Annotated in this window: 24 protein-coding genes; 8 read left to right on the top strand and 16 right to left on the bottom strand. The window is 70.8% G+C overall.

The features are described 5' to 3' along the window. Positions 1-77 precede the first annotated feature (77 nt). Positions 78-1,223, top strand: coding sequence for a sensor histidine kinase (locus ACXJKD_RS15350; RefSeq protein WP_457255475.1), 1,146 nt, complete (start codon positions 78-80; stop codon positions 1,221-1,223). Beyond that, positions 1,220-1,858: a response regulator gene (locus ACXJKD_RS15355; protein WP_457255476.1), complete on the top strand. Its 639-nt coding sequence runs from the start codon at positions 1,220-1,222 to the stop codon at positions 1,856-1,858. The genes ACXJKD_RS15350 and ACXJKD_RS15355 overlap by 4 nt, the downstream gene beginning before the upstream one ends. 63 nt (positions 1,859-1,921) lie before the next feature. Here ACXJKD_RS15355 and ACXJKD_RS15360 read toward each other — a convergent pair whose 3' ends face one another. From ACXJKD_RS15360 to ACXJKD_RS15390, 7 genes are all read right to left on the bottom strand, one after another. Then, positions 1,922-2,641 carry a phage baseplate assembly protein V gene (locus ACXJKD_RS15360; RefSeq protein ID WP_457255477.1) on the bottom strand — a complete coding sequence of 240 codons (720 nt, stop codon included), beginning with the start codon at positions 2,639-2,641 and terminating at the stop codon, positions 1,922-1,924. A 90-nt stretch (positions 2,642-2,731) separates the two neighbouring features. Continuing rightward, positions 2,732-4,510, bottom strand: coding sequence for an ATP-binding cassette domain-containing protein (locus tag ACXJKD_RS15365; RefSeq protein ID WP_457255478.1), 1,779 nt, complete (start codon positions 4,508-4,510; stop codon positions 2,732-2,734). 218 nt (positions 4,511-4,728) lie between these two features. Next, complete coding sequence (locus tag ACXJKD_RS15370; protein ID WP_457255479.1) at positions 4,729-6,798, bottom strand: spermidine synthase; 2,070 nt, start codon at positions 6,796-6,798, stop codon at positions 4,729-4,731. Positions 6,799-6,856: 58 nt separating this feature from the next. Then, positions 6,857-7,669: an LLM class flavin-dependent oxidoreductase gene (locus ACXJKD_RS15375; protein ID WP_457255480.1), complete on the bottom strand. Its 813-nt coding sequence runs from the start codon at positions 7,667-7,669 to the stop codon at positions 6,857-6,859. 283 nt (positions 7,670-7,952) lie between these two features. Further along, positions 7,953-8,507, bottom strand: a complete 555-nt coding sequence (locus ACXJKD_RS15380; protein WP_457255481.1) for a DUF6529 family protein — start codon at positions 8,505-8,507, stop codon at positions 7,953-7,955. Positions 8,508-8,654: 147 nt separating this feature from the next. Further along, on the bottom strand, positions 8,655-10,436 hold the full coding sequence (locus ACXJKD_RS15385) for an ABC transporter ATP-binding protein (protein ID WP_457255482.1): 1,782 nt from the start codon (positions 10,434-10,436) through the stop codon (positions 8,655-8,657). After that, positions 10,433-12,271: an ABC transporter ATP-binding protein gene (locus ACXJKD_RS15390; protein WP_457255483.1), complete on the bottom strand. Its 1,839-nt coding sequence runs from the start codon at positions 12,269-12,271 to the stop codon at positions 10,433-10,435. The genes ACXJKD_RS15385 and ACXJKD_RS15390 overlap by 4 nt, the downstream gene beginning before the upstream one ends. Positions 12,272-12,333: 62 nt before the next feature. On the opposite strand from ACXJKD_RS15390, the gene ACXJKD_RS15395 reads away from it, so the two are divergent. Both ACXJKD_RS15395 and ACXJKD_RS15400 read left to right on the top strand, forming a co-directional pair. After that, on the top strand, positions 12,334-12,978 hold the full coding sequence (locus ACXJKD_RS15395) for a TIGR03085 family metal-binding protein (RefSeq protein ID WP_457255484.1): 645 nt from the start codon (positions 12,334-12,336) through the stop codon (positions 12,976-12,978). Positions 12,979-12,996: 18 nt separating this feature from the next. Continuing rightward, complete coding sequence (locus tag ACXJKD_RS15400) at positions 12,997-13,290, top strand: DUF1905 domain-containing protein (protein ID WP_457255485.1); 294 nt, start codon at positions 12,997-12,999, stop codon at positions 13,288-13,290. Between the two features lie 111 nt (positions 13,291-13,401). On the opposite strand, the gene hisF is transcribed toward ACXJKD_RS15400, so the two are convergent. Continuing rightward, positions 13,402-14,175: an imidazole glycerol phosphate synthase subunit HisF gene (hisF, locus tag ACXJKD_RS15405; RefSeq protein WP_457255486.1), complete on the bottom strand. Its 774-nt coding sequence runs from the start codon at positions 14,173-14,175 to the stop codon at positions 13,402-13,404. Positions 14,176-14,206: 31 nt separating this feature from the next. Between hisF and ACXJKD_RS15410 the strand changes: the two genes are divergently transcribed. The 4 genes from ACXJKD_RS15410 (at position 14,207) to ACXJKD_RS15425 (ending at position 17,772) form a co-directional block, all read left to right on the top strand. Beyond that, on the top strand, positions 14,207-14,794 hold the full coding sequence (locus tag ACXJKD_RS15410) for a hypothetical protein (protein ID WP_457255487.1): 588 nt from the start codon (positions 14,207-14,209) through the stop codon (positions 14,792-14,794). Positions 14,795-14,856: 62 nt separating this feature from the next. Continuing rightward, a complete protein-coding gene (locus ACXJKD_RS15415; RefSeq protein ID WP_457255488.1) occupies positions 14,857-15,432 on the top strand; it encodes a DUF5655 domain-containing protein in 576 nt (191 codons plus the stop codon). Between the two features lies 1 nt (position 15,433). Then, on the top strand, positions 15,434-16,552 hold the full coding sequence (locus tag ACXJKD_RS15420) for an FUSC family protein (protein WP_457255489.1): 1,119 nt from the start codon (positions 15,434-15,436) through the stop codon (positions 16,550-16,552). 23 nt (positions 16,553-16,575) lie between these two features. Continuing rightward, complete coding sequence (locus ACXJKD_RS15425; RefSeq protein WP_457255490.1) at positions 16,576-17,772, top strand: MFS transporter; 1,197 nt, start codon at positions 16,576-16,578, stop codon at positions 17,770-17,772. A 46-nt stretch (positions 17,773-17,818) separates the two neighbouring features. Here the strand turns inward: ACXJKD_RS15425 and ACXJKD_RS15430 are convergent, their stop codons facing one another. The 8 genes from ACXJKD_RS15430 to ribD all read right to left on the bottom strand — a co-directional run bounded on the left by ACXJKD_RS15430 (position 17,819) and on the right by ribD (position 23,610). Beyond that, positions 17,819-18,343 carry a PH domain-containing protein gene (locus ACXJKD_RS15430; protein ID WP_457255491.1) on the bottom strand — a complete coding sequence of 175 codons (525 nt, stop codon included), beginning with the start codon at positions 18,341-18,343 and terminating at the stop codon, positions 17,819-17,821. Continuing rightward, positions 18,340-19,185, bottom strand: coding sequence for an ATP phosphoribosyltransferase (gene hisG, locus ACXJKD_RS15435; RefSeq protein ID WP_457255492.1), 846 nt, complete (start codon positions 19,183-19,185; stop codon positions 18,340-18,342). Before hisG ends, ACXJKD_RS15430 begins: the two co-directional genes overlap by 4 nt. Before the next feature lie 110 nt (positions 19,186-19,295). Next, positions 19,296-19,559, bottom strand: coding sequence for a phosphoribosyl-ATP diphosphatase (locus ACXJKD_RS15440; protein WP_457255493.1), 264 nt, complete (start codon positions 19,557-19,559; stop codon positions 19,296-19,298). Then, positions 19,556-20,041, bottom strand: coding sequence for a 6,7-dimethyl-8-ribityllumazine synthase (gene ribH, locus ACXJKD_RS15445; RefSeq protein ID WP_056923324.1), 486 nt, complete (start codon positions 20,039-20,041; stop codon positions 19,556-19,558). The genes ACXJKD_RS15440 and ribH overlap by 4 nt, the downstream gene beginning before the upstream one ends. After that, positions 20,038-21,264, bottom strand: a complete 1,227-nt coding sequence (gene ribB / locus ACXJKD_RS15450) for a 3,4-dihydroxy-2-butanone-4-phosphate synthase (RefSeq protein WP_457255494.1) — start codon at positions 21,262-21,264, stop codon at positions 20,038-20,040. The genes ribH and ribB overlap by 4 nt, the downstream gene beginning before the upstream one ends. Beyond that, positions 21,261-21,974, bottom strand: a complete 714-nt coding sequence (gene pnuC / locus ACXJKD_RS15455) for a nicotinamide riboside transporter PnuC (protein WP_457255495.1) — start codon at positions 21,972-21,974, stop codon at positions 21,261-21,263. The genes ribB and pnuC overlap by 4 nt, the downstream gene beginning before the upstream one ends. Next, entirely contained in the window at positions 21,971-22,588 is a 618-nt protein-coding gene (locus tag ACXJKD_RS15460; protein ID WP_457255496.1) for a riboflavin synthase, read from the bottom strand. Before ACXJKD_RS15460 ends, pnuC begins: the two co-directional genes overlap by 4 nt. After that, positions 22,588-23,610 (bottom strand): bifunctional diaminohydroxyphosphoribosylaminopyrimidine deaminase/5-amino-6-(5-phosphoribosylamino)uracil reductase RibD, encoded by a 1,023-nt coding sequence (gene ribD, locus ACXJKD_RS15465; protein WP_457255497.1) that lies wholly within the window; start codon positions 23,608-23,610, stop codon positions 22,588-22,590. Before ribD ends, ACXJKD_RS15460 begins: the two co-directional genes overlap by 1 nt. Between the last annotated feature and the right edge of the window lie 67 nt (positions 23,611-23,677).

The following is a 23,677-nucleotide window of genomic DNA, read 5'->3' on the forward strand; positions in this document are numbered from 1 at the left end:
TCGTCATCCCCTGGGGTGGTTCGGGTGTGGACCACAGGACGACCTCCCGAACGCACCCACCCGCGTAGCCTTGGGTCATGTCGGGGCTGGTGCGCCGCCTCACCTGGCGGGACTGGGCAGTCCCTGCGGCGCTCTGGGCCGCGGGGCAGGTCGAGCTGTGGGTGGTCGGCCCGCAGACGGTCGCCGTGCACGGCCCGCGCTGGCCGTTCGCGCTCGTCCTGACCGTCTGTGCCCTGGCCGAGTGCTTCCGTCGCACGTACCCCGTCCCAGCCCTGCTGGTGGTGGTCGGTGCACTCGCGCTCACGACGACGGCGGACCTGCACGCGTTCTTGTTGTCGTCCCTGTACCTGTTGGTCGTCGCCGTGTTCGCCTGCGGGCGCTACGGGAGAGGTCCGACCCGGTATGCCGCGTTGGTGCTTCCCGAGCTGCCGGTGCTGTTGTGGACGTCGGTCATCCCGCAGATCGAGGTGGGCAACGCGTGGGCGTGGGGCCTCAATGCGTGGTGGGTCTTCGCCCTGGGAGCCGCCTTCCAGCACGAGCGCCAGCTGCGCGAGCACGTGGCGCAAGCCGTGGCCGCCCAGTCGCAGGCCGCGTCAGCGGAGCAACGGCTCACCCTGGCCCGCGAGGTCCACGACGTGGTCTCGCACGGCTTGAGCGTCGTGGTGGTGCAGTCGGAGCTCGCGCGGCTGTTCATGACCTCCGACCCGGCGCGCGCCGACGAGGCGATGCGGCGGGTGCAGGACACCGGCCGCGAGGCCCTCGGGGAGACGCGTCGCCTCCTGGAGTCGCTGCGGGACCCGACCCAGAGCGGTCAGACAGCGCAGGCCCCGACGTGGCCCGACGTCCCGGAGCTGGTCCGACGGATGCGGGAGTCCGGCCTGGAGGTCACGCTCGACGCGCCCGGCGACCAACCCACCCTGACCCCGGAGGCGTCTGCGACGGCATACCGAGTCGTGCAGGAGGCGCTGACGAACGCGCTGCGCCACGCGCACACCTCGCCGACGTCCGTCGAGGTGACGCAGCAGGCCGACCTGCTCGTCATCGACGTGCAGAACGAGAGTGAGCCGGCGAGCCAGGCCAACGGGTCGGCGGCCACGCCGGGCTACGGCCTGTCGGGGATGCAGGAGCGGGTGGCCGCCTGCGGTGGCCTGCTGACGACGGGACCCCGGCCCGGTGGTGGCTACCGCGTGCGAGCGGTCCTTCCCTTGCGCGGCAACCCGTGACGACCATCGTCGTCGTCGACGACCAGTTCCTCATCCGCGACGGGGTCGCCGCGATCCTCGACGCCGAGGAGGACTTCACCGTCCTCGGCACCGCGGCCGACGGGGCGGAGGCCGTGGGCCTCATCACGACACTCGCCCCAGACATCGCGCTCATGGACATCCGCATGCCCGAGGTCGACGGGATCGAGGCGACCCGTCAGGTGATCGAGTCGGGGTCTGCCACGAAGATCCTGATCCTCACCACGTTCGGCGCGGACGACTACGTCCTCGCCGCACTCCGGGCGGGCGCGAGCGGCTACCTCCTGAAGGACGCACCACGGGAGTCGCTCGTCGCAGCGATCCGAGCCGTCGCGGCCGGTGACGTCGCCGTCGAGAAGCAGGTGCTGGCCCAGCTCGTGCGCGGCCAACCAGCACGGCGACACCCTGAGGCAGTGGCCGCCGTGGGTCGCCTGTCACCGCGGGAGTCGCAGGTGCTCGAGCTCGTGGCCCAGGGCGCCACCAACCCCGAGATCGCGACGAGCCTGTTCATCGGTGAGACCACCGTCAAGACCCACGTGTCGCGCATCCAGGCCAAGCTCGACGCCCGTGACCGGGTCCACCTGGTCGTCATCGCCCACCGAGCCGGACTCGCCTGACGGCAGCGGCGCGGGTGGATCCGCAAGCCCGGCCCCGGGGGCGATCTCACTCCATGGCACACCTCAGGTGGTCAGGCGGCGACCCAACCAGACCGGGCGTGACGGGTCGCCCGACTCGAAGGCGACCCAGACGCCGTCGCCGACCGCCGGCACCCCGGGGGGATCGGGTACGGGCAGGCAGGACATCGCCCACAACGCCTGATCGCCACTCACGTCGGGCACCCGAACCAGCAGGCGACGGCGCATCAGCGGATCCGTGTTGTCGAGCACCACACCAGCGTGGATCCCGTCGGTGTGACCGGATGCGGCCTCGCTCCAATCGGCGTCAAGGATGACTCGCCCGTTCTGCACGATCACCGACGAGTACTCGCGGTCGTTCCGGTAACGAACGCCGATCGAGCTACCGGACGGCGGTCTCCGGCCATGCACGCCGTCCCCGAACTCGATGATGCTCGCCCCATCAGCGCGTTGGCTGACGAGGTAGTGGTGGTCCCCCGCATCCGAGTCGCCGAAGTCGCTGACGCGGCGCCACGGCCGACCGTCGACCACGACGTCCACCGTGGCTCGGCGCCCAGATCCGTGACGTTCGGTGCCGAGATGGGCCTCCCCCGCGACCCGGTCGGAGTAGCTGCTCAGCAGCTCGGCGACGTAGGCGAACAGCTCCAGCAGCGCCACACCCGGGTCGTGCTCGTGAGCGTCCGTCCAGTCCCTCAGCTCTGTGCGGGCGCGGTGGACCAGGTCCTCGAGCGTGGGCCGATCACGACGACCACCCGTCCCGCTCATGGACCCTGACGTCCGCTCATGACGCCATTATGCGCTCGGAGCTCCTCCGAGCCAGCAGCCAGGCGCGCCGCTTCCACCAGCCCTCTCTCACTATCCCTTGGGCGCGGCCGACGCCTCATCGCGAGCCACGGCAAGCAGCGTGGCGAACCGTCCTCCGGGGATCGCCGCCAGCTCCTTCGGGGTGCCCTGCTCCATCACCGAAGCGTGATCCCCCAGAACGACGACATGGGTGGCACTCGAAGCAAAGGCAAGTCGGTGGCTCACGATGACGACTGTGCGCCGCGGATCCGCCATCCACACTGACAGCGGTCCACGAATCTCGGCGAAGGTGAAGCCATCCACGCCGGCCAAGGGCTCATCCAGGACCACGATCGGTGCCGTGTCAGCCAGGATTCGGGCCAGTGCCAGACGCTGCTTCTGGCCTTCGGACAACGTCTTCGCGCGCTTGTCCAAGAGGTCGCCCGAACCCTCCCCGTGGAGACCTGCCGCGCTCAGGGCCGACGTGAGCAACGAGTCCGCCATGTCATCCGCAGCGAAGAGATTCTCCCTGACCGAGCCGTCGATGACGTGTCCGGTCTGGGCCAGATAGCTCATCTGGAGCAGCATCTCGTCGCTGTTCCAGTCCCGTGTGGGCACTCCGTGAACACGCACTTCGCCTTCGGTGGGCTCGATGAATCCGAGCAACAGTCGTGCAAGGGTTGTCTTGCCGATGCCCGAGCGCCCAACGATGAGCGTGACCCCACCTGACGGGACTCGGAATGAGCAGCCGGCCACAACAGCTGGGCCCTCGCTGGAGTAAGCGAACTGGACGTCTTCGAAGACGACCGCATCGTCTCCAACAGCCGCAGGAGAACCCGACCCCGCACTGCTGGTCAGCCGCTGGCCCAGCAGGTCGACCAATGTCTTGGACGTCGACATCGAACGGCGAACTGAGTCGTATCCGTTCAGCAGTCCCCTGATGGGGCTGGTCAGCCGGGCAAAGAGTGAAACATAGAAATAGGCGTCGCCGACGCTGGTGACGTCGGTCCCTTGCATGGACACGGCGAGAACGACGGCCAGAATGCCGATCTGCCCGAGGTCGTTGATGAAGTTGACGGATCCCAGGTACCTGCTTTCACGGACCGAGAGGTGCCTGTCGATCTTCCCAAGGCCAAGGCTCGAGGCACGGAGCCGCTCGACGTAGGTGTCCCTACGCTCGTGAGCCAGCAGGACGTCCCGGTTCGCGAGCACGTCCGCCGTGAACGAGAAGAGTGAGCGGCGCCGGTCGTCGAACTCCTCACGCTGAGAGCCCAGACGGCGGCCTTGCACGAAGCTGATCGTGGCGAACAGGAGGGCCACTGCTGCACACAGCCCCGCAAAGCCAAGGTGTACCCGCACGAGAACGATCAGGATGGTTCCGAGCGTGAAGAGGTACTGCACGGCCTCGACCAGCAATGCGTAGGCGCCTGACACTGCGCGGGCGCCCTGTTGGATGGCGCCCGCAGCGCCGCCAGGTTCGTCATCCTGTTGGTCGAGTCGAGTCGTCGCCCTGGTGAAGGCGCTCTTCACTCCAGCTTCGAACAGCTCGGAGAAGAGCCGGCAGGAAATGGTCTCCCTGGCGGCCGAGGTGATGACGATGAGGAGTGCAGTGACTGCACTGATCAGCACATAGACCACGACTGCCTGCCCGAACTCCATGCCCGTCAGGAGAGAGCCGGCAACTCTCGACACGGGATCAGAGTCATCCGACCCGACCGCCCCGATGGGCGCGGTGAACAGCGAGGAGTAGTCGTGGTTGTCCACCATGTTGGCAACAGTCGTGATGACTCGGGACTCGATCAGGGACTTGGTCGTGGCTACTACACCGGAGACAACCGAACACGCGATCACGGCCACAACGCTGAAGCGGCTTCCGCGAAGTGTGCTCCTGAGAAACGGAAGAGTTGTCCGCCACATGGCTCCCCCCAACGTGGTGCGCTGGCACTACCCCTCGTGCCAGCAGTCAGCTGGTGCACAGCGAGCCGGAGCCCACTCCGAGATTGTCGGCTGGCCCAGGGCGCCGCCATCCCTCCCGCAAGGCTCCCAGAGCGGGGCGTGAAAGGAAACCGTCAGGCGCGGATGGCGACCAGGTGCCGGTACCCGGTGAGGAGCGCGGCCCCGTAGAGGACCGCCACCACGACCAGCAGGGCGTTGAAGCCGAAGATCAGCGCGAGGTACTCCAACGCCCCACCGACCATGGCGCCGAGGAGGTTGGCTCCGAACGCGACGGTGCTGGAGCCGGCGCCCTTGAACCGCACCGCGAAGAGCAAGTTGGCAATGAAGATCGGCGCGAACGCGATGGTCACGCCCGCCAGGAACCGCGGCACCAGGGACAGGTCGAGCAACGCGTCCTGCGGGATCAGCCAGGCCGCCGCCAGCGCGGCCAGCAACGCGGCATACAAGAGGACGGGGCGACGGATGGTGACGCGCCGCGCCACCTCGATCGCCGCGAGGACGCTGAGGAGCACGCCGGCGAAGACCGCCGCGTTGACCGCCCAGGTGGTGCCGAAGAGCAACGCGAACTGCACGACATTCTTGGTCTCCAGCAACAGGAACGCGGCGCCCATGAAGAAGAGGTCGACGTAGGGCCGCATGGTCCGTAGCGGACCCGCGACCGTGCGCACCCCGACGAGCGAGGCCAGCAGGACCAGCCCCAGCATCCAGAGGTAGAACGACGGGATCGTGCGCGACCCGAGGTACGGGAACGGGCGGTCGTCGACGGACGGCTCCAGCGCGGCGCTCCGGGGCGACCACGTCGTCGTGCACCCACCGGTGCTGGCGTCCTTGCGCAGCGTGAGCACCGCCTGCTGGCGCGGTCCGTAGCTCGGCCCGAGCTGCACGCACGGGGCCGCGTCGTAGACGGTGCGCACGGTGTTGGCGTAGCGGTCGAGCAGCCACGGCTCGTAGTAGTTGTACATCGCGAACGTGCCGTCGGGCTTGAGCAGCGAACGGGCCTGGGTGAGCGCCTGGGTGGTGAACAGGTAGTTCTCCAGCCGCAGCGCCGACTGTCCCGTGACGATGGTCGCGGAGTCGGGCAGTGCGAGCAGGATGAGGTCGTAGTGCCGGTTGGTGCGCTCCATGAAGGCCCGGCCGTCGTCGACATGGGTGGTCACCCGCGGGTCGGAGAACGGACGGTCGGGGTGGTGGTCCCGGCCGAGCTGCATGATCGCGGGGTCGATCTCGACCGCGTCGACGCGCTTGGCGCCCTGCGCGAGCGCCACCGCCACGTCGTTGCCGGTGCCCGCGCCGATGACGAGCACGTCGTCGCGGGAGCCGGCATAGGTGTAGGGGTAGAGGTAGAACGGCGAGTCGCGCCGGATGTCGGCCACCGGGAGCGCGGTCTGGAGCGGAGTGTTGTTGACCTCGACCCGGAACAGCCCGCCGGCCAGCTGGGTGGTGTGGATCTTGTAGTACGGCGACCACTGGAAGCTGCCCACGACGGACTCGGCCCCGAGCATGAGGACCAGGGCCGCGAGGGCGATCGCCGGCCCCCGCCGCAGCAGCCGCAACCGGCGGCCGAGCAGGACGACGAAGACGGCCACTGCGACCAGCCCCCACCCCAGCGGGGGCAGCCGCAGGAACGACAGGGCCGCGAAGCAGACGATGCCGGTCAGGCTGCCGACCACGTCGAGGCGGTAGGCCTCGAGCGGCTCGAACCGCGCGAAGGTGCGCGCGACCTCCTGGGCGAGGGCCATGAGCGTCGCCGCGGCGAGGACGAAGATGACACTCAGGCTGAGCCACCGTGGGAGGGGTGCCAGATCGAACATCCCCACCAGGTGCCACCGCCCGCCACGACCTGTCCCCGTGCGGACCGGAAACGCCAGGACGAAGCCGACCAGCGCGGCGAGGAGGAGCGGCGCCAGCGGGAACAGGTCGCGGGTCGCCCTGGCGCGCAGGAAGCCCATGCCGATGCCGAGGAAGCTCGCCAGCAGGACGAAGTTGGTCATGTGGACGAGGTAGAGGTTGTTGGACGAGGTCCACCGGATCAGCGCCAGCTCCACGAACAGCATGAGGGCGCTGGCGAGGACCAGCCTCGTGCGGTCGCCTGGTGCGAGGAGGCGCTCGGCACCCGTGGGGCGCGCCTCCGCCCGCACGGGGGTGGGCTGGGCGGCGTGGCCCACCTCGTCGTCCAGCTGCATCGCATCCCCCTCGTATGCCGGTCGGCACTGACCGAGGGAACCGTAGCAACAGCGCGGGCTAGTGGCCCGCCAGAGCGGCCACGACGGGGGCCATCACCTCCGCGAAGTCGGCACCGATCACCACGTAGGAGAACCCCAGCTCTGCGCGTCGTCGCTGGAGCTCCTCGATGGCGGCCGCGGGGTCGTCCGGGAGCACGAGCAGCGAGTCTGCCTCGCGCAGCGCGACCGGGTCGGTCTCCCGCGCCGACGCCATGAACGCCGCGATCCCGTCACCGATGACCGGCACGTGGAGCGCGAGCTCGACGTCCCGGGTGGACCGGAAGCCGAGGGCGAGCTCGGCGACCTCGGCGCGGGTGTCACGCGACGTCGTGGAGAAGGTGACCGTGTCGGCGACCTCGCTCGCCAGCGCCTGCGCCTTCGGTCCACGGACCGCCATCACGACCGGCGTGTGGACCTCGGGTCCGTCCAGCTCGCGCAGCTGGGATACGGCTTCGCGCACCTCGCGCAGCCGCTCAGCCGGCGAGGTGACGGGCAGGCCGCGCTCGCGCAGCTCGTCCTCGATACCGGGCCGACCGGTGCCGATGCCCAGCTCGAACCGACCTTCGGTGAGCACCGAGAGTGAGTGCGCCTCCCACGCCAGGCTCCACGCCGGCCGCATGGGCGCGGCAGACACCCAGGTCCCGACGCGGAGGTCGGGAGCGACCGCGGCAGCCAGCGCGAGAGTCGGTGCAGGTGCGGGCTGCCAGAGCGGGACGTCGGGCATGAGCAGCGTCGAGTAGCCGAGGCCGGCGATGCGGCGCACCCGGTCGCGCCACGTCGGCAGGTCGGTGAGCACGGGGGCCACGACCCCGAAGCGGAACGGTCTCGTCATGTGGCTGATCCTGCCCCTGACCCCACGAGGTCGCAGCGTCAGATACCCACGCCTCCCCCGCCGTTGCGCATGCCCCGGATCATCACCTCGGCCTCGTCAGTGCGTGCGCCGGCACGGTGCCTGCCACACCTCACGCAGCGCTCGTCCAGTCCCCTGTCGTCGCTCACGACGTCCCAGCGGTGGCCACGGATCAGGCAGTGGATGTTCCGTCTCGTCCCCATGGTCGAGGGTCCCATCGGAGGCGCGAACGCGCCATACCTCGCCCTCCACGCCCCGTCAGGCGTCAGTAGCCGGAGGCCGGCCAGCCCTTGGCGGCGAGGTACCAGACCGCCGAGGTCAGCACCGCGGCCATCAGCAGCGTGAAGAGCAGCCCACCGGCCACGGGGAGGAACCACCCGGGCGCGTGCTTCGACCGCACCGCGACCACCTTGGTCACCAGGGCGCCGATGACGAGGCAGCCGAGTATGCCGTGCACGAGCGTCCGGGTGGACACGGGCTCTCCGTCGGGCAACGTCCCGTACTCCAGGCCAAGAGCCCAGAGGCAGTGGTAGGCGACGAAGGCGATGAGCAGGACGCCGATCGATCCGGAGACGCGGTGCGCAGTCCCGAGCCACGCGGGCGCCGCTGCGCCCAGCTTGCCGTAGAGCCAGAGTGCACCGAGGAGCTGGAGGACGGCGATCACGCCGATGGCCACGGTGACGACCACCTTCATGGCCAGGACCGTCCGGAAGCCCAGGGTGGTGGTGCCGGCGAGCGTCGGGTCGTGCGCTCTGCCGAACACGCCGAGGAGCACCGCAACCACCGCGCCGGCCGCGAATCCCGTGAGGGGGACGGTCATGCTCCGAGCGGGCGTCGGCCCAGGCGACGAGCTCTCTGCCATGAGGTCAGGATGCTCCTGCGCCCCCACCCCCGCCAGTGTCTGCAACAACCAGCCGTGGCGTACAGAGCTGTCGACCTCCATCGCGCGGCCCTCCGCTCGAGGCCATCAGCCGCGTTGTTGCGCCGCCCACGAGGCGTGCAGCGCGGCATACACGCCGTCCTGACGGACCAGGTCTCGGTGCGGTCCGCGCTCGACGATGCGGCCACGGTCGACGACGACGACCTCGTCGGCGGCCTCGGCCGTGGAGAGCCGGTGCGCGATGGCGATCGAGGTGCGACCACGGGTGAGGCCTTCGAGGGCCCGCTGGAGGCGGACCTCCGTGGAGGGGTCCACCGCCGACGTCGCCTCGTCGAGGACCAACAGGTCGGGGTCGGCGAGGTAGGCGCGGGCCAGGGCGACGAGCTGGCGCTCACCCGCGGACAGGGACTCACCGCGCTGCCCGACCTCGGTCKCCAGTCCCTGCGGCAACCCGGCCAGCCAGGCGTCGAGGCCGAGCTCGGTGATGGCGAGGCGCACGTCCTCGTCGGTGGCCCCGGGTCGACCGAAGCGGACGTTCTCGCGCAGCGTCGCGTCGAAGAGGAAGCCCTCCTGCGGCACGAGCACGACGCGGTCGCGCAGCGAGGAGAACCGCACGTCGCGCAGGTCGACCCCGTCGATCCGCACGGTGCCCTCGGTGGGGTCCATCAGCCGGGTCAGCAGCTTGGCCAGGGTGGACTTGCCCGACCCGGTCTCCCCCACGATCGCCACCCGCGACCGCGGCGCGATCGACAGGTTGACGTCGTGCAGGACGGTGTCACCACCGGGATACGCGAAGGACACCGCGTCGAAGTCGACGGTGATCGGCCCACGGGGCAACGCCTGGCCCTCGTCGCCCGGGTCGGCCACGTCAGCCGGGGTGTCGATGACCCCGATCACCCGGCGCCAACCGGCCACGGCGTTCTGGAGCTCGTTGAGGATCTCGGTGGCCTGCTGCACCGGCTGGGTGAACAGGTTGACGAGGAAGAGGAAGGCCAGCAGCTTGCCCAGGCTGAGGTGACCGCCGGTGGCCTGGACGGTGCCGACGACGAGGACGACGGCCAGGGTCAGGCCGGCCACCAGCTGCCCCGACGAGAACGCCACGACCGACCGGACCTGGGCCCGGATCGAGGCTGCGCGGTGCGCCTCGATGGCCGCGTCGATGCGGGTGGCCGTGCGCTCCTCGACCCCGTAGGCGCGGATGGTGGCGGCTCCCACGACGGACTCCGACACGGCCGCCAGCAGGTCGCCCACTCGTTCGCGGACGATCGTGTAGGCCCGGCCGACGATGGCCTGGAACCGGCGGATCACGAAGAGGAGCGGCACGAAACAGAGCCACACCACGCCGGTGAGCAGCGGGCTGTAGTAGAGCATCAGCCCCGTCGCCACGGCGATCTGTCCGAGGCTGAGCACCAGGATGATGCCGCCGAACTGGACGAACTGGCTGATCGTGTCGACGTCGGAGGTGACACGGCTGACCATCGAGCCGCGGCGCTCGGTGTTCTGGGTGAGCATCGACAGGTCGTGGATGTGGCGGAACGCCTTGAGCCGCAACGACGCCAACCCGGCCTCGGAGGACCGGAAGAGGCGCACGTTCACGGCATACGCACTCGCGGCGGTGATGGCCACGGCGATCAGGGCGAAGAGCACGTAGCGGGTCACCAGGCCGGGGTCGGGGCCGTTCTTGCCGACCAGCCCGTTGTCGGTCGTCTGCTGGACGACGAACGGCACGACGATCCGGCCGACGGTGGTCACGGCGGCGAGCCCGAGGGTGACCCCCAGGCCGCGGCGCAGCTCGGGCGACAGGTCGAGGCCGCGCTTCAGGGTGGCGACCGTGCCCAGCGAGGACGTGGCGTCGATCGAGGTGCTCACGCGTCCACCTCCTCGTCTGCGGCGACGGCGGCGCGCTCGGCAGCCTCGCGGGCGTAGGCGGTGACGAGCCGCTGGTAGCCGATGCACCGCTGCTCGAGCTCCCTGTGGGTGCCGTGGTCGACGACCCGACCCCCTTCGACGTAGACGATCTGGTCGGCGAGCGTGATCGTCGACATGCGGTAGGCGACGACCAGCACCGACGTGCCGGCGCTCGTCCTGCGCAGGCCGGCGAGGATCGCCTGCTCCACCGCGGGGTCGACGGCACTGGTGGCGTCGTCGAGCACCAGCAGCTGAGGGCCACGGATCACGGCTCGGGCCAAGGCGATCCGCTGCCGCTGGCCACCCGACAGGGAGGTGCCGCGCTCCCCCACCCGCGTCTCGATGCCGAGCGGCAGCTCCGTGACGAAGCCGGTGGCCTGCGCGACGTCGAGCGCGGCCCACACCTGCTCGTCGGTGTAGTCGCCGCCGAGCGTGACGTTGCCACTCACGGTGTCGTCGAACATGAAGGTCTGCTGCGGCACCAGCGCCGCCACCGCGGACACCCCGCCGCGAGCCACCTCGCGGAGGTCGAGCCCGTCGAGGGTCACCCGTCCGTGGTGCGGGTCGACGAGGCGGAGCGTGAGGTTGGTCAGCGTGGTCTTGCCCGAGCCGGTGGGTCCGACCAGCGCCACCGTCGAGCCGGCCGCGACCTCGAGCGACACCCCGTGGATGGCCTGGAAGGTCGACTCCTCGCCGGCCTCGTCGATGATGTCGTAGGAGTAGTCGACCCGGTCGAGTCGGGCATGGGAGGCCCCCCGCCGGTCCAGCTGCACCGACCCGAACTCCAGCTCCCCTCGCGCCTTGAGCACGGCGTCGACGCGGTCCCAGCCGACGACGGTGCGCGGCAGCTCGCCGAGCACCCAGCCGAGGGCGCGCACCGGGAAGGCCAGCACGGAGATGAGGTAGGCGACCTGGACGACCGCGGCGGGCGTGAGGGCACCGTTCGCGACCTGGTGCGCGCCGACCGCGAGGACGGCCAGGGTGCCGAGGGTCGGGATCGACTCGATGACGGGGTCGAAGGTGCCTCGGGTGCGACCGACCTCGACGTTGGCCGCCTGCAGCCGTCGGGTGACCTCCTCGAACCGGTCGGACTCCTGCTGCTCGCGACCCATCGACTTCACGATGAGCGCCGCCTCGAAGCTCTCGTGGGCCACCTCGCTGACTTCGGCCCGCAGCTGTTGGGCCCGCGAGACCCGCGGCGACATGGCCCGTTGGAAGACCATGTTGGCGAGGAACAGCGCCGGGAAGACGGTCAGGCCGATGATCGCCATCACCGGGTCGACCAGCACCATCTGCACGATGCCGGCCACCAGCATGATGATCACGCCGATCGCCATCGGCAGCGGCGCGAAGACGTTCCAGGTCGCCTCGACGTCGGCGTTGGCGTTGGAGAGCAGCTGCCCCGACGGGTGTCGGTGGTGCCACGCGAGCGGGAGCCGGAGGTACTGCCGCGTCACCTCGCGGCGGAAGCCGGCCGCGACGTTGTACATCGTGTAGCCAGCAGCGATGCGCCGGATCACGACACCGACGACGTTGATGACGACGACGCCGGCGATCCAGCCGAAGATGGTCCACAGCTGGGCTGCGGTCGCGTGCCCGGCGGCCACGGCCGGCTGCACCTGCTCGCGCGTGACCTTGCCGATCGCCCAGGCCGTGAGCACCGTCATCACGCCGTAGAGGGCGCTCCCGGCGACGGCGAACGCGAACCAGCGTGGCTCGCGCCGCACCCCCACCCACACGATCTGCAGGCTGCGCTTCAGCGACGGCGCCGCATCGGCTGACGCGTCGAGCGACACTGCTGACCTCCGAGAGCTGGGTGGGAAACCCAACCCTCTCACGGGGCAGGCATGATGACGTCATGACCCACCTCGCCCGGCTCGAGCGCGAATCCCTCTGCGACACCTTCGACGAGGTCGGCCCCGGTGCGCCGACCTTGTGCTCGCCGTGGACCACGGCAGACCTGGCGGCACACCTCGTCGTCCGCGAGCGTCGACCCGACCTCGCCCCCGGGATCTGGCTGCCCCCGCTGGCGGCCCGGCTCGAGGACGGGCAGGCCGAGTACGCCACCAAGCCGTGGCCGGAGCTCGTCGACCTGATTCGGTCGGGACCGCCGTCCTGGGCACCGACCCAGCTGTCCTCGGTCGACGACGCGGTGAACTTCGTGGAGTTCTTCATCCACCACGAGGACGTCCTGCGCGGCGACGGGGAGGTCGGGCCTCGACGCGAGGTGCCGCTGCGCGAGCAGAAGGCCCTGTGGAAGACCCTGAAGCGGATGGGCAAGGTCTTCTTCCGACGCAGCCCCGTCGGCGTGGTGCTGGAGCGGACCGACGGCAAGTCGCTCACCGTGCGGGGGGAGACCGAGCTCGGCACCGTCACGCTGCGTGGGGAGGCGACCGAGCTCGTCCTGGCCGCCTACGGTCGCCGTCGCGTGGCCGACCTCCAGGTGACCGGCAGCGACGAGGCCRTCCAGGCGCTCTGGGACGCGCCGCTCGGGCTGTCCTGATCTGACGCAGGAGGAGCCGTGGGAGAGGAGGTCGAGTTCACCGCCCCGTTGTGGGAGTGGGGCGCCCGCGACTCCTGGTACTTCGTGACCCTCGACGAGGAAGCCAGCGAGGTGGTCAGCGAACGTCCACCTCCCGGTCGCGGCTTCGGCTCGGTGCGGGTGCGGGTCACGGTCGGCGCGACGACGTGGACGACCTCGGTCTTCCCCGGTGACGACGGTCGCTACGTCCTGCCCGTCAAGAAGGCCGTGCGGGTGGCCGAGTCGATCGAGGAGGAGGACCCCGTGACGGTGCACCTCGAGGTGCTCGACTAGCCGCGTCCGGGTGACTCAGTCGTCTCGAGTTTTCGTCGCTCATTCATGCAAAAGGCGAGTTAGCGCCGGGCTGGCACGGCGCTAACTCGCCTTTTGCATGAGATATCGCCGCTAGCGGACCGGTATGCCGTCCTGCCGCAGGGCGTCCTTGACGTCACCGATGGTGAGCTCGCCGAAGTGGAAGACACTCGCCGCGAGCACCGCGTCCGCCCCCGCCCGGACGGCGGGGGCGAAGTGCTCGACGCGACCGGCTCCCCCACTGGCGATCAGCGGGATCCGCACCTCTCGGCGCACCAGCTCGATCAGCTCGACGTCGAAGCCGTCCTTGGTGCCGTCGGCATCCATCGAGTTCAGCAGGATCTCCCCGGCCCCCAGCACGGCGGCGCGAGCGCACCACTCGACCGCGTCGAGGCCGGTGCCCTGGCGGCCGCCGTGGGTGGTGACCTCGAAGTCGCCGGTGGGGTTGCCCGCACGGTCGACGCGCCGCCGCACGTCCGCCGAGAGCACGAGCACCTGCGAGCCGAACCGGTCGGCGACCTCGGCGATCAGCTCGGGTCGGGCGATCGCGGCGGTGTTGACGCCCACCTTGTCGGCACCCGCCCGCAGGAGGCGGTCGACGTCGTCCACCGTGCGGACTCCCCCGCCGACGGTCAGCGGGATGAAGACCTGCTCGGCGGTGCGGCCCACGATGTCGTAGGTCGTCTCGCGGTTGCCACTGCTGGCCGTCACGTCGAGGAAGGTCAGCTCGTCCGCACCCTGCTCGCCGTACAGCTTGGCGAGCTCGACCGGGTCGCCCGCGTCGCGCAGGTTCACGAAGTTCACGCCCTTGACGACACGTCCTGCATCGACGTCGAGACAGGGGATGACGCGGGTCGCAACACTCACCCGGCGAGCCTAGCGATCTAGTCTGGAACGCATGCCCGTCGACCAGAGAGCGACCACGCCTGTCGACAAGAGAGCGGTGGTCGCGGCGATCGTCGCCCTCGTCGACGCCAGCCAGCCTCTCTGCGGCACGACGCACCTCATCTGCATCGACGGTCCGAGTGGTGCCGGCAAGACGACGCTGGCCGCTGACGTGGCTGCCGACCTCGCCGCCCCCACCGTGCACATGGACGACCTCTACCCGGGGTGGGACGGCCTGCGGGCCGGCACGCACCGCGCCCAGGAGTGGGTCGTCGGCCCGCTCACTGAGGGCCTGCCCGCCCGCTACCGCCGGTGGGACTGGGCGGCCGGCCAGTACGCCGAGTGGGTGCAGCTGCCGTCCTCGGAGGTGGTCGTCCTCGAGGGTTGTGGCTCCGGCGCGCTGCCCGTGGGCAAGGCTGCCTCGGTGCTGGTCTGGGTGGAGGCCGAGGAGTCGGTGCGCCGAGCCCGTGGGCTGGCGCGCGACCCCGGCTACGCGCCGTTCTGGGACCGCTGGTCCACGCAGGAGCGCCGGCTCTACGAGGCCGACCGCACCTGGGAACGCGCCGACCTGTTCCTCGACACGACCCGCGACCGCCGCTAGCTGTACCCAGCCCGGCTCGGCGTTCGGAGCACGCCGGCCACGCGGCAGACATAATCGGGGCCATGGAACCCGCAGACATGATGGCCGCGGTCACCGGGTCGATGCAGGAGCGCACCGGTCGCACGCTCGACGAGTGGGTCGCGCTGGTCGACGGGTCGGGCGTCGACGGGCTGGACCAGAAGGCCGTGCGGGCCTGGCTGCGTGACGTCCACGGTGTGCAGCAGAACTCCCAGTGGGCCATCGCCGACGCGGCGGCCACGGCGGCCGGGTGGAAGCGACCGGACCCCGACGGCTACACCGATGCCCTCTACGGCGAGGGCAAGGCGCACCTGCGCCCGATCCACGACGCGATCGTCACGCTGGCGGAGGGGCTCGGCGACGACGCCCACCGCGAAGGCCGCGGCACCTACATCCCGGTCGTCCGCCGCACCCAGTTCGTGGCGGTGGCTCCCGGACCCCGCGACACCGTACGCGTGGGCTTCCGGTTCCGCGGCCAGGTGCCCGACGACGAACGGCTCTCCCCCGCCAAGGGATTCGCGCAGGCGACCCACTGGCTGCACCTCACCTCCGACGCGGACGAGGACGACCTGCGCTCGCTCGGGCCGCTCCTCGAGGCCGCCTACGCGCAGAACGGCTGACGTGTCGACCGTCGACCTGGCCCGCGCGGCGCGACGATCGCGCCGCGAGGCACGGGTGCGGACCGACCGGCTGGTCAGCCGGATGTTCTTCATCGTGCAGTGCGGCCTCGGCGCGGCCACGGCATGGTGGGTGGCCAGCGACGTGCTGCACCACAACCGGCCGTTCTTCGCCCCGGTCACGGCGATGATCTCGCTCGGGATGTCCTTCGGCCAGCGGCTGCGCAGGGTCACCGAGGTGATGATCGGGGTCGCCGTGGGGGTCTTCGTCGGCGACGTCTTCGTGCACTTCTTCGGGTCGGGTTTCTGGCAGATCATCGTCGTGGTCGTGCTGTCGATGAGCGTCGCTGCCCTGCTCGGCGCGGGCATGCTGCTCATCACCCAGGCCGGCGTGCAGTCGGTGATCGTCACCACCCTGGTCGCCGGCTCGGGGCAGGCGTTCACGCGCTGGCTCGACGCCGTGGTGGGTGGCTGCGTGGCGCTGGCCTTCACGCTCGTGGCGCCTGCCGCTCCCCTGCGCCGACCACGCCAGCAGGCGTCCCTCGTCGTCCACGAGATCGGCGAGGTGCTCGCCGACACGGCGCGTTCCCTGCGCACCGGAGACTCCGACCTGGCCTCGGCCACCCTGTCCCGCGCGCGGGACTCCGAAGCCATGCTCGACGAGGCCCGGGCGCTGTCCGCCGAGGGCATCGCGGTCGTGCGGCTGTCGCCGTTCCGGCGTCGCCACCTCCCGGGGGTGCAGGCGATCGCCGACCTGCTCGAACCGCTCGACCGCGCCATCCGCAACCTGCGGGTCCTGGTCCGTCGGGCCGCGATCGCGACGTGGCGCGAGGAGGCCGTTCCGACGGCCTACCTGCGGCTGCTCGACTCTCTCGCCGAGACCTGTGAGGACATCGCCCGCGAGCTGGGCGAGCGACGGCTGCCCACCAACGCCCGGGTCGGCCTGCAACGGATCGGTGAGGCCAGCGCGGTCATCGACCCGTCCGCCGGCCTGTCGGGAGAGGTGATGCGCGCCCAGATCCGGTCGATGGTGGTCGACCTGCTGATGCTCACGGGCATGCCGTTGGACGAGGCGCGCGACATGGTGCCCGAGTCGATGACCACCGGCCCGCAGGACGACTGAGCGCGGCTGCGAGACTGGCGGGGATGTCCACTCGCCGCCACCCCCACCTGCCCCCGGTCTGGCTGATGGCGCTCGCGCTCGTCGCCGTCGCTGCCAACCTGCGCACCGCGATGGCCAGCGTGCCGCCGCTCACCGAGACCATCGCCGACGACCTCGGCCTGTCCAACACCGCACTCGGCGCGCTCACCACGCTGCCGGTGCTCTGCATGGGGCTCTTCGCGCCGAGCGCGCAGCGGATCGCCGCGCGGCTGGGTGCCGCGGCCTCGGTCGAGCTGTCGATCGTGTGCGTCGCCGTGGGGCTCGGCCTCCGGCTCGCGGGTGGCGCCACCTGGCCCTTGTATGCCGGGACGTTCCTCGCCGGGGTCGGCATCGCCATCGGTGGCACGCTCCTCCCCGGTCTGGTCAAGGAGCTCTTCCCACCTGAGCGCGCCGGGCTGGTCACCGGGCTGTACATGCTCGCGATGATGGGCGGGGCCGGCGCGTCGTCCGCGTTGTCGGTGCCGCTGGAGGGCTGGCTGGGCTCGTGGCAGGCCTCACTGGCGTCCTGGTCGCTGCTCGCGGTGGTGGGAGTCCTCGCCTGGGTGCCGGTGCTCACGGGGCACGCGCGGCACCGTGCCGCGAACCCGTCCGTCGTGGCCCCGGCCCGGCTCCCTTGGGGTCACGCGACGGCCTGGCTGGTCGCCGGTTACCTCGCGGTCCAGTCGGTCGAGTTCTACTCCACCCTGGCCTGGCTCGCCCCGTCCTACACAGCGCGCGGCTGGGACCCGACCGACGCGGGTTACCTGCTCTCCGTGTTCACCGCCGCCCAGCTGGTCTCGGGACTGCTCGCCCCGGCCCTCACCGACCGCATCCACGACCGGCGAGTGCTGCTGCTCTCGGCCTCGGTGCTCGGACTCCTCGGGCAGGCGGGACTGTGGCTGTCTCCCCACGGCGCGCCCTGGGTGTGGGCGACCGTCCTCGGGTTCGGCCAAGGGGCGTCGTTCGCCCTCGGTCTGGTCCTCATGGTCGACTACGCCGGATCCCCCGCTGCCAGCGCGCGGCTGGCCGGCATGGCGTTCCTGTTCAGCTACACGATCGCGTCGTTCGGTCCCGCCAGCATGGGTGCGCTGCGCGACCTCACGGGCGGGTTCACCGCCATCTGGGGCACGCTCACGGTGCTGATGCTGGCCCAGGTCGGTTTCTCCGCCGTGCTCAGGCCCGGCCTCCGCAAGGTCGAGTGACCTCACCCAGCACGAGCCGCCTCAGTCAGGGGCCGCACCAGGCGCGTCAGTCGAGGGTGACGTCGGGGCTGGTCGCCGACGGCCCGAGCGCCTGCACGAGCGCGGCGAGGCGTCCTGCCTCGGCCCGCCCGAACTCGGCGTCGGCCTTCTGGATCGCCATCACGGCGAGCGTGTCGGTGTCGGACAACGCGAGGCTGACCCACGGGTCACCGCCGGAGAAGCGCACGTCGAGCACCTCCTGCCAGGCCAGCGTGCGGGTCGTGAAGAGGTTGCGCACCGTCAGGCCGTCACGCGTCGGCACCGCCCGGATGGCGGCAAACCTCCACAGCATCAAGGCGATCGCGACGCCGACGCCCACGAAGAAGATCTTGTCGCCGGTGCGCCAGGTGCCTCCCTCGGCGGGACCGGGCAGGAGCACGGCGATCACCGCGAACAGCACCAGGGTCAGCGCAGCGAAGCCGTAGGCCACCTGTCGCCCCCGGCGCGGACGGAAGACCGCGAAGGCAGCTTGCTCGTCCGCGCTGTCGGCGGCCCGGTCCGGAGTCCGACCCGAGGGGGTCACGGCCGTCACAACCGGCAGGCGGCGATGTCGGTCACCAGGATGGCCCGAGCGCCCAGCTCGTAGAGCTCGTCCATGATCGCGTTGGTCCGCGCCCGAGGGACCATGGCCCGCACGGCGGCCCAGTCCTTGTTCTGGAGCGCCGAGACGGTCGGCGACTCGAGCCCCGGGGTGATGGCGCAGGCCGCATCCACCAGCGCGGCCGGCACGTCGTAGTCGAGCATCACGTAGTGACGGGCGGTGACCACGCCGGTCAGCCGGCGGCGCAGCACCTCGACGGCCGCGGTCTCGTGCGAGCCCTCGCGACGGATCAGCACCGCCTCGCTGCGCAGGATCTCCTCGCCGAAGATCTCCAGGCCCTGCTGGCGCAGCGTCGTGCCGGTCTCGACCACGTCGGCGATGACATCGGCCACCCCGAGGGTGATCGCGGTCTCGACGGCGCCGTCGAGGCGGACCACCTGGGCGCTGACGCCCTGGTCGGCCAGGTGCTTGCCGACGAGCCCCGGGTAGCTGGTCGCGACGCGATGACCCGAGATCTCGGCGACGCTGGAGCAGGTGCCGGGCTTCGCGGCATACCGGAACGTGGAGCCACCGAAGCCGAGCGTCATCACCTCGATGGCGGCGCTGCCGGCGTCGAGCAGCAGGTCGCGGCCGGTGACCCCGCAGTCGACGGTGCCGGAGCCGACGTAGACCGCGATGTCCCGCGGTCGCAGGTAGAAGAACTCGACCTCGTTGTCGGTGTCGGTGAGCACGAGCTCCTTGGTGTCGCGGCGCGTGCGGTAGCCCGCCTCGCGCAGCATCTCGACAGCCGGCTCGGACAGCGAACCCTTGTTGGGGACGGCGATGCGCAACATGTGCGTGCCTTCCTGAATGTGGTGGTCTGGCGGCGGTTGCCGGAGGACGGTGGTTGCTGGCGGCGGTGGTTACTGGCGCTGGTGGTTACTGGCGGTGCCGGTGGTGGGTGCTAGAGGTGGCTGTAGACGTCGTCGAGGGAGATCTCGGCCGCGACCATGAGCACCTGCAGGTGGTAGAGCAGCTGGCTGATCTCCTCGGCCGTGCGGTCCTTGCCCTCGTGCTCGGCGGCCATCCAGACCTCGGCCGCCTCCTCCACGATCTTCTTGCCGATGGCATGCACGCCGGCGTCCAGCGCGGCGACGGTGCCGGACCCCTCGGGTCGGCTCACCGCCTTCTCGGCCAGCTCGGCGTACAGGTCGTCGAAAGTCTTCACGCGCCAAGGGTACGGGGAGCGAGGTCGCCGAGGGTGACCGCGGTCGCCACGGCGGCCATCGCCGCCTCGTGCCCCTTGTCCTCACTCGATCCCGGCAGCCCCGCGCGGTCGAGCGCCTGGGCGTCGTCGTCACACGTGAGCACCCCGAACCCGATGGGTATCCCCGTGTGCACGCTCACCTGGGCCAGCCCGTGCGTGACCCCCGAGCAGACGTAGTCGAAGTGCGGGGTGCCACCGCGGATCACGACCCCCAGCGCGACCAGCGCGTCGTATGCCGGGGCGAGCCGCGCGCACGCGACGGTGAGCTCCACCGTGCCCGGCACCCGCACGAGCGGCACGTCGACGACGCCGGCCTCGGCCAGGGCTCGTTGCGCACCCGCGACCAGCCCGTCCATCACCTCGGTGTGCCACGAGGCGGCCACGATCGCGACGCGCAGGCCGCTCCCGTCCGCCGTGACAGCAGGGGCACCGTGTCCGCTCACGCGCTGGCCCCCTGGTCGCTCGCGTCAACCACGAGGTCGTGGCCCATCCGGTCGCGCTTGGTGCGCAGGTAGGCACGGTTGGCGGCGTTCGGCGCGATCGACAGGCGCTCGACGGCCGCCACGTCGATGCCGTAGCGCGAGAGCGCCTCGACCTTCGCCGGGTTGTTCGTGAGCAGCCGCACCGACGACAGGCCGAGCGCGGAGAGGATGGCCGCGCCGGCGGCATACTCCCTGCCGTCGACGGGCAGGTCGAGCTCGAGCTGGGCGTCGACGGTGTCGAGCCCGGCGTCCTGGAGGGCGTAGGCCTGCAGCTTCGACACCAGGCCGACGCCGCGCCCCTCGTGCCCGCGCAGGTAGACGAGCACGCCACCCTCGGCGGCGATCCGCTCCATCGACCGCTCGAGCTGTGGCCCGCAGTCGCAGCGCAGGGACCCGAAGGCGTCGCCCGTCAGGCACTCGGAGTGCAGTCGCACCAAGGGAGCCGGACCGTGGGCACCCCTGGGGCTGACCAGGGCGACGTGCTCGTCACCGGTCAGCCGGTCACGGAACCCGATCGTCGCGAACTCCCCGTGCCGGGTGGGCAGGGTGGTCTCGGCCAGCGTCTCGACGCGGTCGTGCAGCTGGCGCCAGGCCACGAGCTGCTCGATGGTGATGACCGGCACGTCGTGGACGGCACCGGTGGCGAGCACTTCCGGCAGGCGCATCATCGTGCCGTCGTCGTTGACCAGCTCGCCGATCGCTCCGGCAGGTGCCAGCCCGGCGAGCCGACACAAGTCGACTGCCGCCTCGGTGTGGCCCGGCCGCTCGAGGACCCCACCCGCCTTGGCCCGCAACGGGATCACGTGTCCGGGACGCACGAACGACGCCGGGGTCGAAAGGGGGTCGGCGAGGAGCCGGATGGTCCGGGCGCGGTCCGCGGCGCTGATGCCGGTCGAGACTCCCTCGGCCGCGTCGATGCTCACCGTGTAGGCGGTCCGCAACGGATCGCGGTTCTCGGCCACCATCAGCGGCAGGCCGAGGCGGTCGGCGGTCGCGTCGGTGACCGGCGCGCAGATGTAGCCACTCGTGTGGCGGATCGTCCAGGCCAGCCACTCGTCGGTGAGGGTCTGCGCCGCGAGGATCACGTCGCCCTCGTTCTCCCGGTCCGCGCTGTCGGTGACCAGCACCGGCCGTCCCTCGCACAGAACTGCGAAGGCGTCCTCGACGGTGGCCAGGCCGATCATGCCGAGACCTCACTCAGCTCGGGCGCCGGGTCGCGCTCCTCACGAGAGGCCTTGAGCCACACGAAGAACCCGTAGATGACCAGGGCGCCGTAGACGACGTAGAGGATGGCCGACGGGTAGAACTTCGAGTGCCACAGGAGCGGCACACCGACCAGGTCGACGGCGATCCAGGCGAGCCAGAAGTCGTTCCAGCCGCGCGCCATCGCGTAGGTCGCCACGATGGAGCCGATGAAGATCCAGGCGTCGCACCAGAAGTACCAGCGCGGCGCCTGCCAGAACGGACCGCTGCCGATCGACGCGAACACCCACTGGATCACGACGACGCCGGCGACCCAGAAGCCCACGTACTGCAGTCGTTCGGTGGCGGTGGCCCACCGTGGCGTGATGGCAGGGGCGTCGTCAGCGCCATGCCGGYGGGACCGCACCTGGTTCCAGCGCCACCAGCCGTAGACGCTGGTGATGATGAAGAAGATCTGCCGCCCGGCCTGGCCGTACAACGTCTCCTGCTGCGGGTTGCTGAACGCGACACCGAAGAACACCGTGAACAGCAGCGCGTTGCCGATGATGCCGACGGGCCAGGCCCACACGCGCCGACGCATGCCGCCGATCGCGGACGCGAAACCGAAGGCGTTGCCGACGATCTCACGCCACAGGATGTGGCTGCTGCCGATGGTGAGCTCGGCCGAGAAGAGCTGTTCGAGCCAGTTCATGCGATGGTCTCCTTGGAGGTGATCAGGCGTTCGACGTACTTGGCCAGGACATCGACCTCGAGGTTGACTTGATCGCCAACTCCCTTGTGTCCCAATGTGGTCAGGGCAAGCGTGGTGGGGATCAGCGAGACGCTGAAGGTGGCGGCGCCGTCGGTGGACCCGGTGAGGGCCGACACCGTGAGGCTGACCCCGTCGACCGTGATCGACCCCTTCTCGACCACGTAGCGGGCCAACGACTCGGGAAGGCTCATCTGCACGACCTCCCAGCGGTCGCCGGGGATGCGGTCGAGGATCTCGGCGGTGCCGTCGACATGGCCCTGGACGATGTGCCCACCGAACCGGCTCGTGGCCGACATCGCCCGCTCCAGGTTGACCGGGTCACCCACCCCGAGCCCCCCGAGGCTGCTGCGGTCGAGGGTCTCGGCCATGACGTCGACGGTGAACTGCCCCTCGCCGTGCTCCACGACCGTCAGGCAGACGCCGTTGACCGAGATGGACGCCCCGTGGACCGCGTCGGACGTGACGAGCGGCCCCGCGACGGTGAGTCGGGCCGACGTGGCGCCGGGCTCGAGCGCGACGACGTGGCCGAGCTCCTCCACGATTCCGGTGAACATCAGGCGGTCTCCTTCAGGGCTGCGGTGATCCGCACGTCGTGGCCGATCAGCGTGATGTCGGTGGGACGCAAGCGAAGTGCCTGGTCGATGGTGGTGATGCCGAGGTCGCTGACCGAAGGACGACCGCGGCCCAGCAGGACCGGGGCGACGTAGGCGACGATCTCGTCGACCAGGCCGCCCGACATGAGGGCCGCCGCGACGGTGGGCCCGCCCTCCAGCCAGACGTGGTGGACGCCGGCCTCGGCCAGCGCAGTCAGGACGTGCTTGGGGTCCCGGGTGCGCAGCTGCCAGGTCGGCGCCGCGTCGTCGAGCACCCGTGCCGTGGCGGGCAGGTCGCGCTCCCCCATCACCACCCGGATCGGCTGGTGCGGGTAGAGCGAACCGTCGGGCTTGCGGGCGGTCAGCTGGGGGTCGTCGAGCAGGGCCGTGCCGGTGCCCACCAGGATCGCCCCACACCGCGACCGCTGCTCGTGCACGTCGGCCCGCGCCTCCTCACCGGTGATCCACTGGCTGGTGCCGTCGGCTGCCGCGCTGCGGCCGTCGAGGGTGGTCGCGAGCTTCCACGTCACCCACGGGAGGCCGGTGGTGACCAGGTGCGTCCAGGTCGGGTTGAGCGCCAGCGCCTCCTCGGCGAGGACGCCCGACTGCACGACCACGCCCTTGCGGAGCAGCCAGGCCGCCCCGCCGGCCGCGACCGGGTTGGGGTCGGCCTGGGCGTAGACCAGGCGGCTCACGCCCGCGGCATACAAGGCCCTGGCACAGGAGGGCGTGCGCCCGACGTGGTTGCACGGTTCGAGCGTGACGTATGCCGTGGTGCCCGCCGCGCGTTCGCCCGCCGCCTCGAGCGCGTCGGCCTCCGCGTGCGGGGTGCCGGCCCCGTGGTGCCAGCCCGCTGCCACGACCTCACCCTCGGGGTCGACGAGCACACACCCGACTCGCGGGTTGGCGTCGGCGTCCGGACCGTGGGCAGCCAGCGCCAGGGCACGGCTCATCATCGCCGTGTCGTCTGGTTGCTCTGCCACTGTCCTGCCCTCGCTCGAGACCGATGGTCGAGCTCCGGGGGTCGTGCAGGGCTGGCCTGCTGGGCGA

It is taken from the genome of Pedococcus sp. P5_B7, assembly GCF_054049895.1.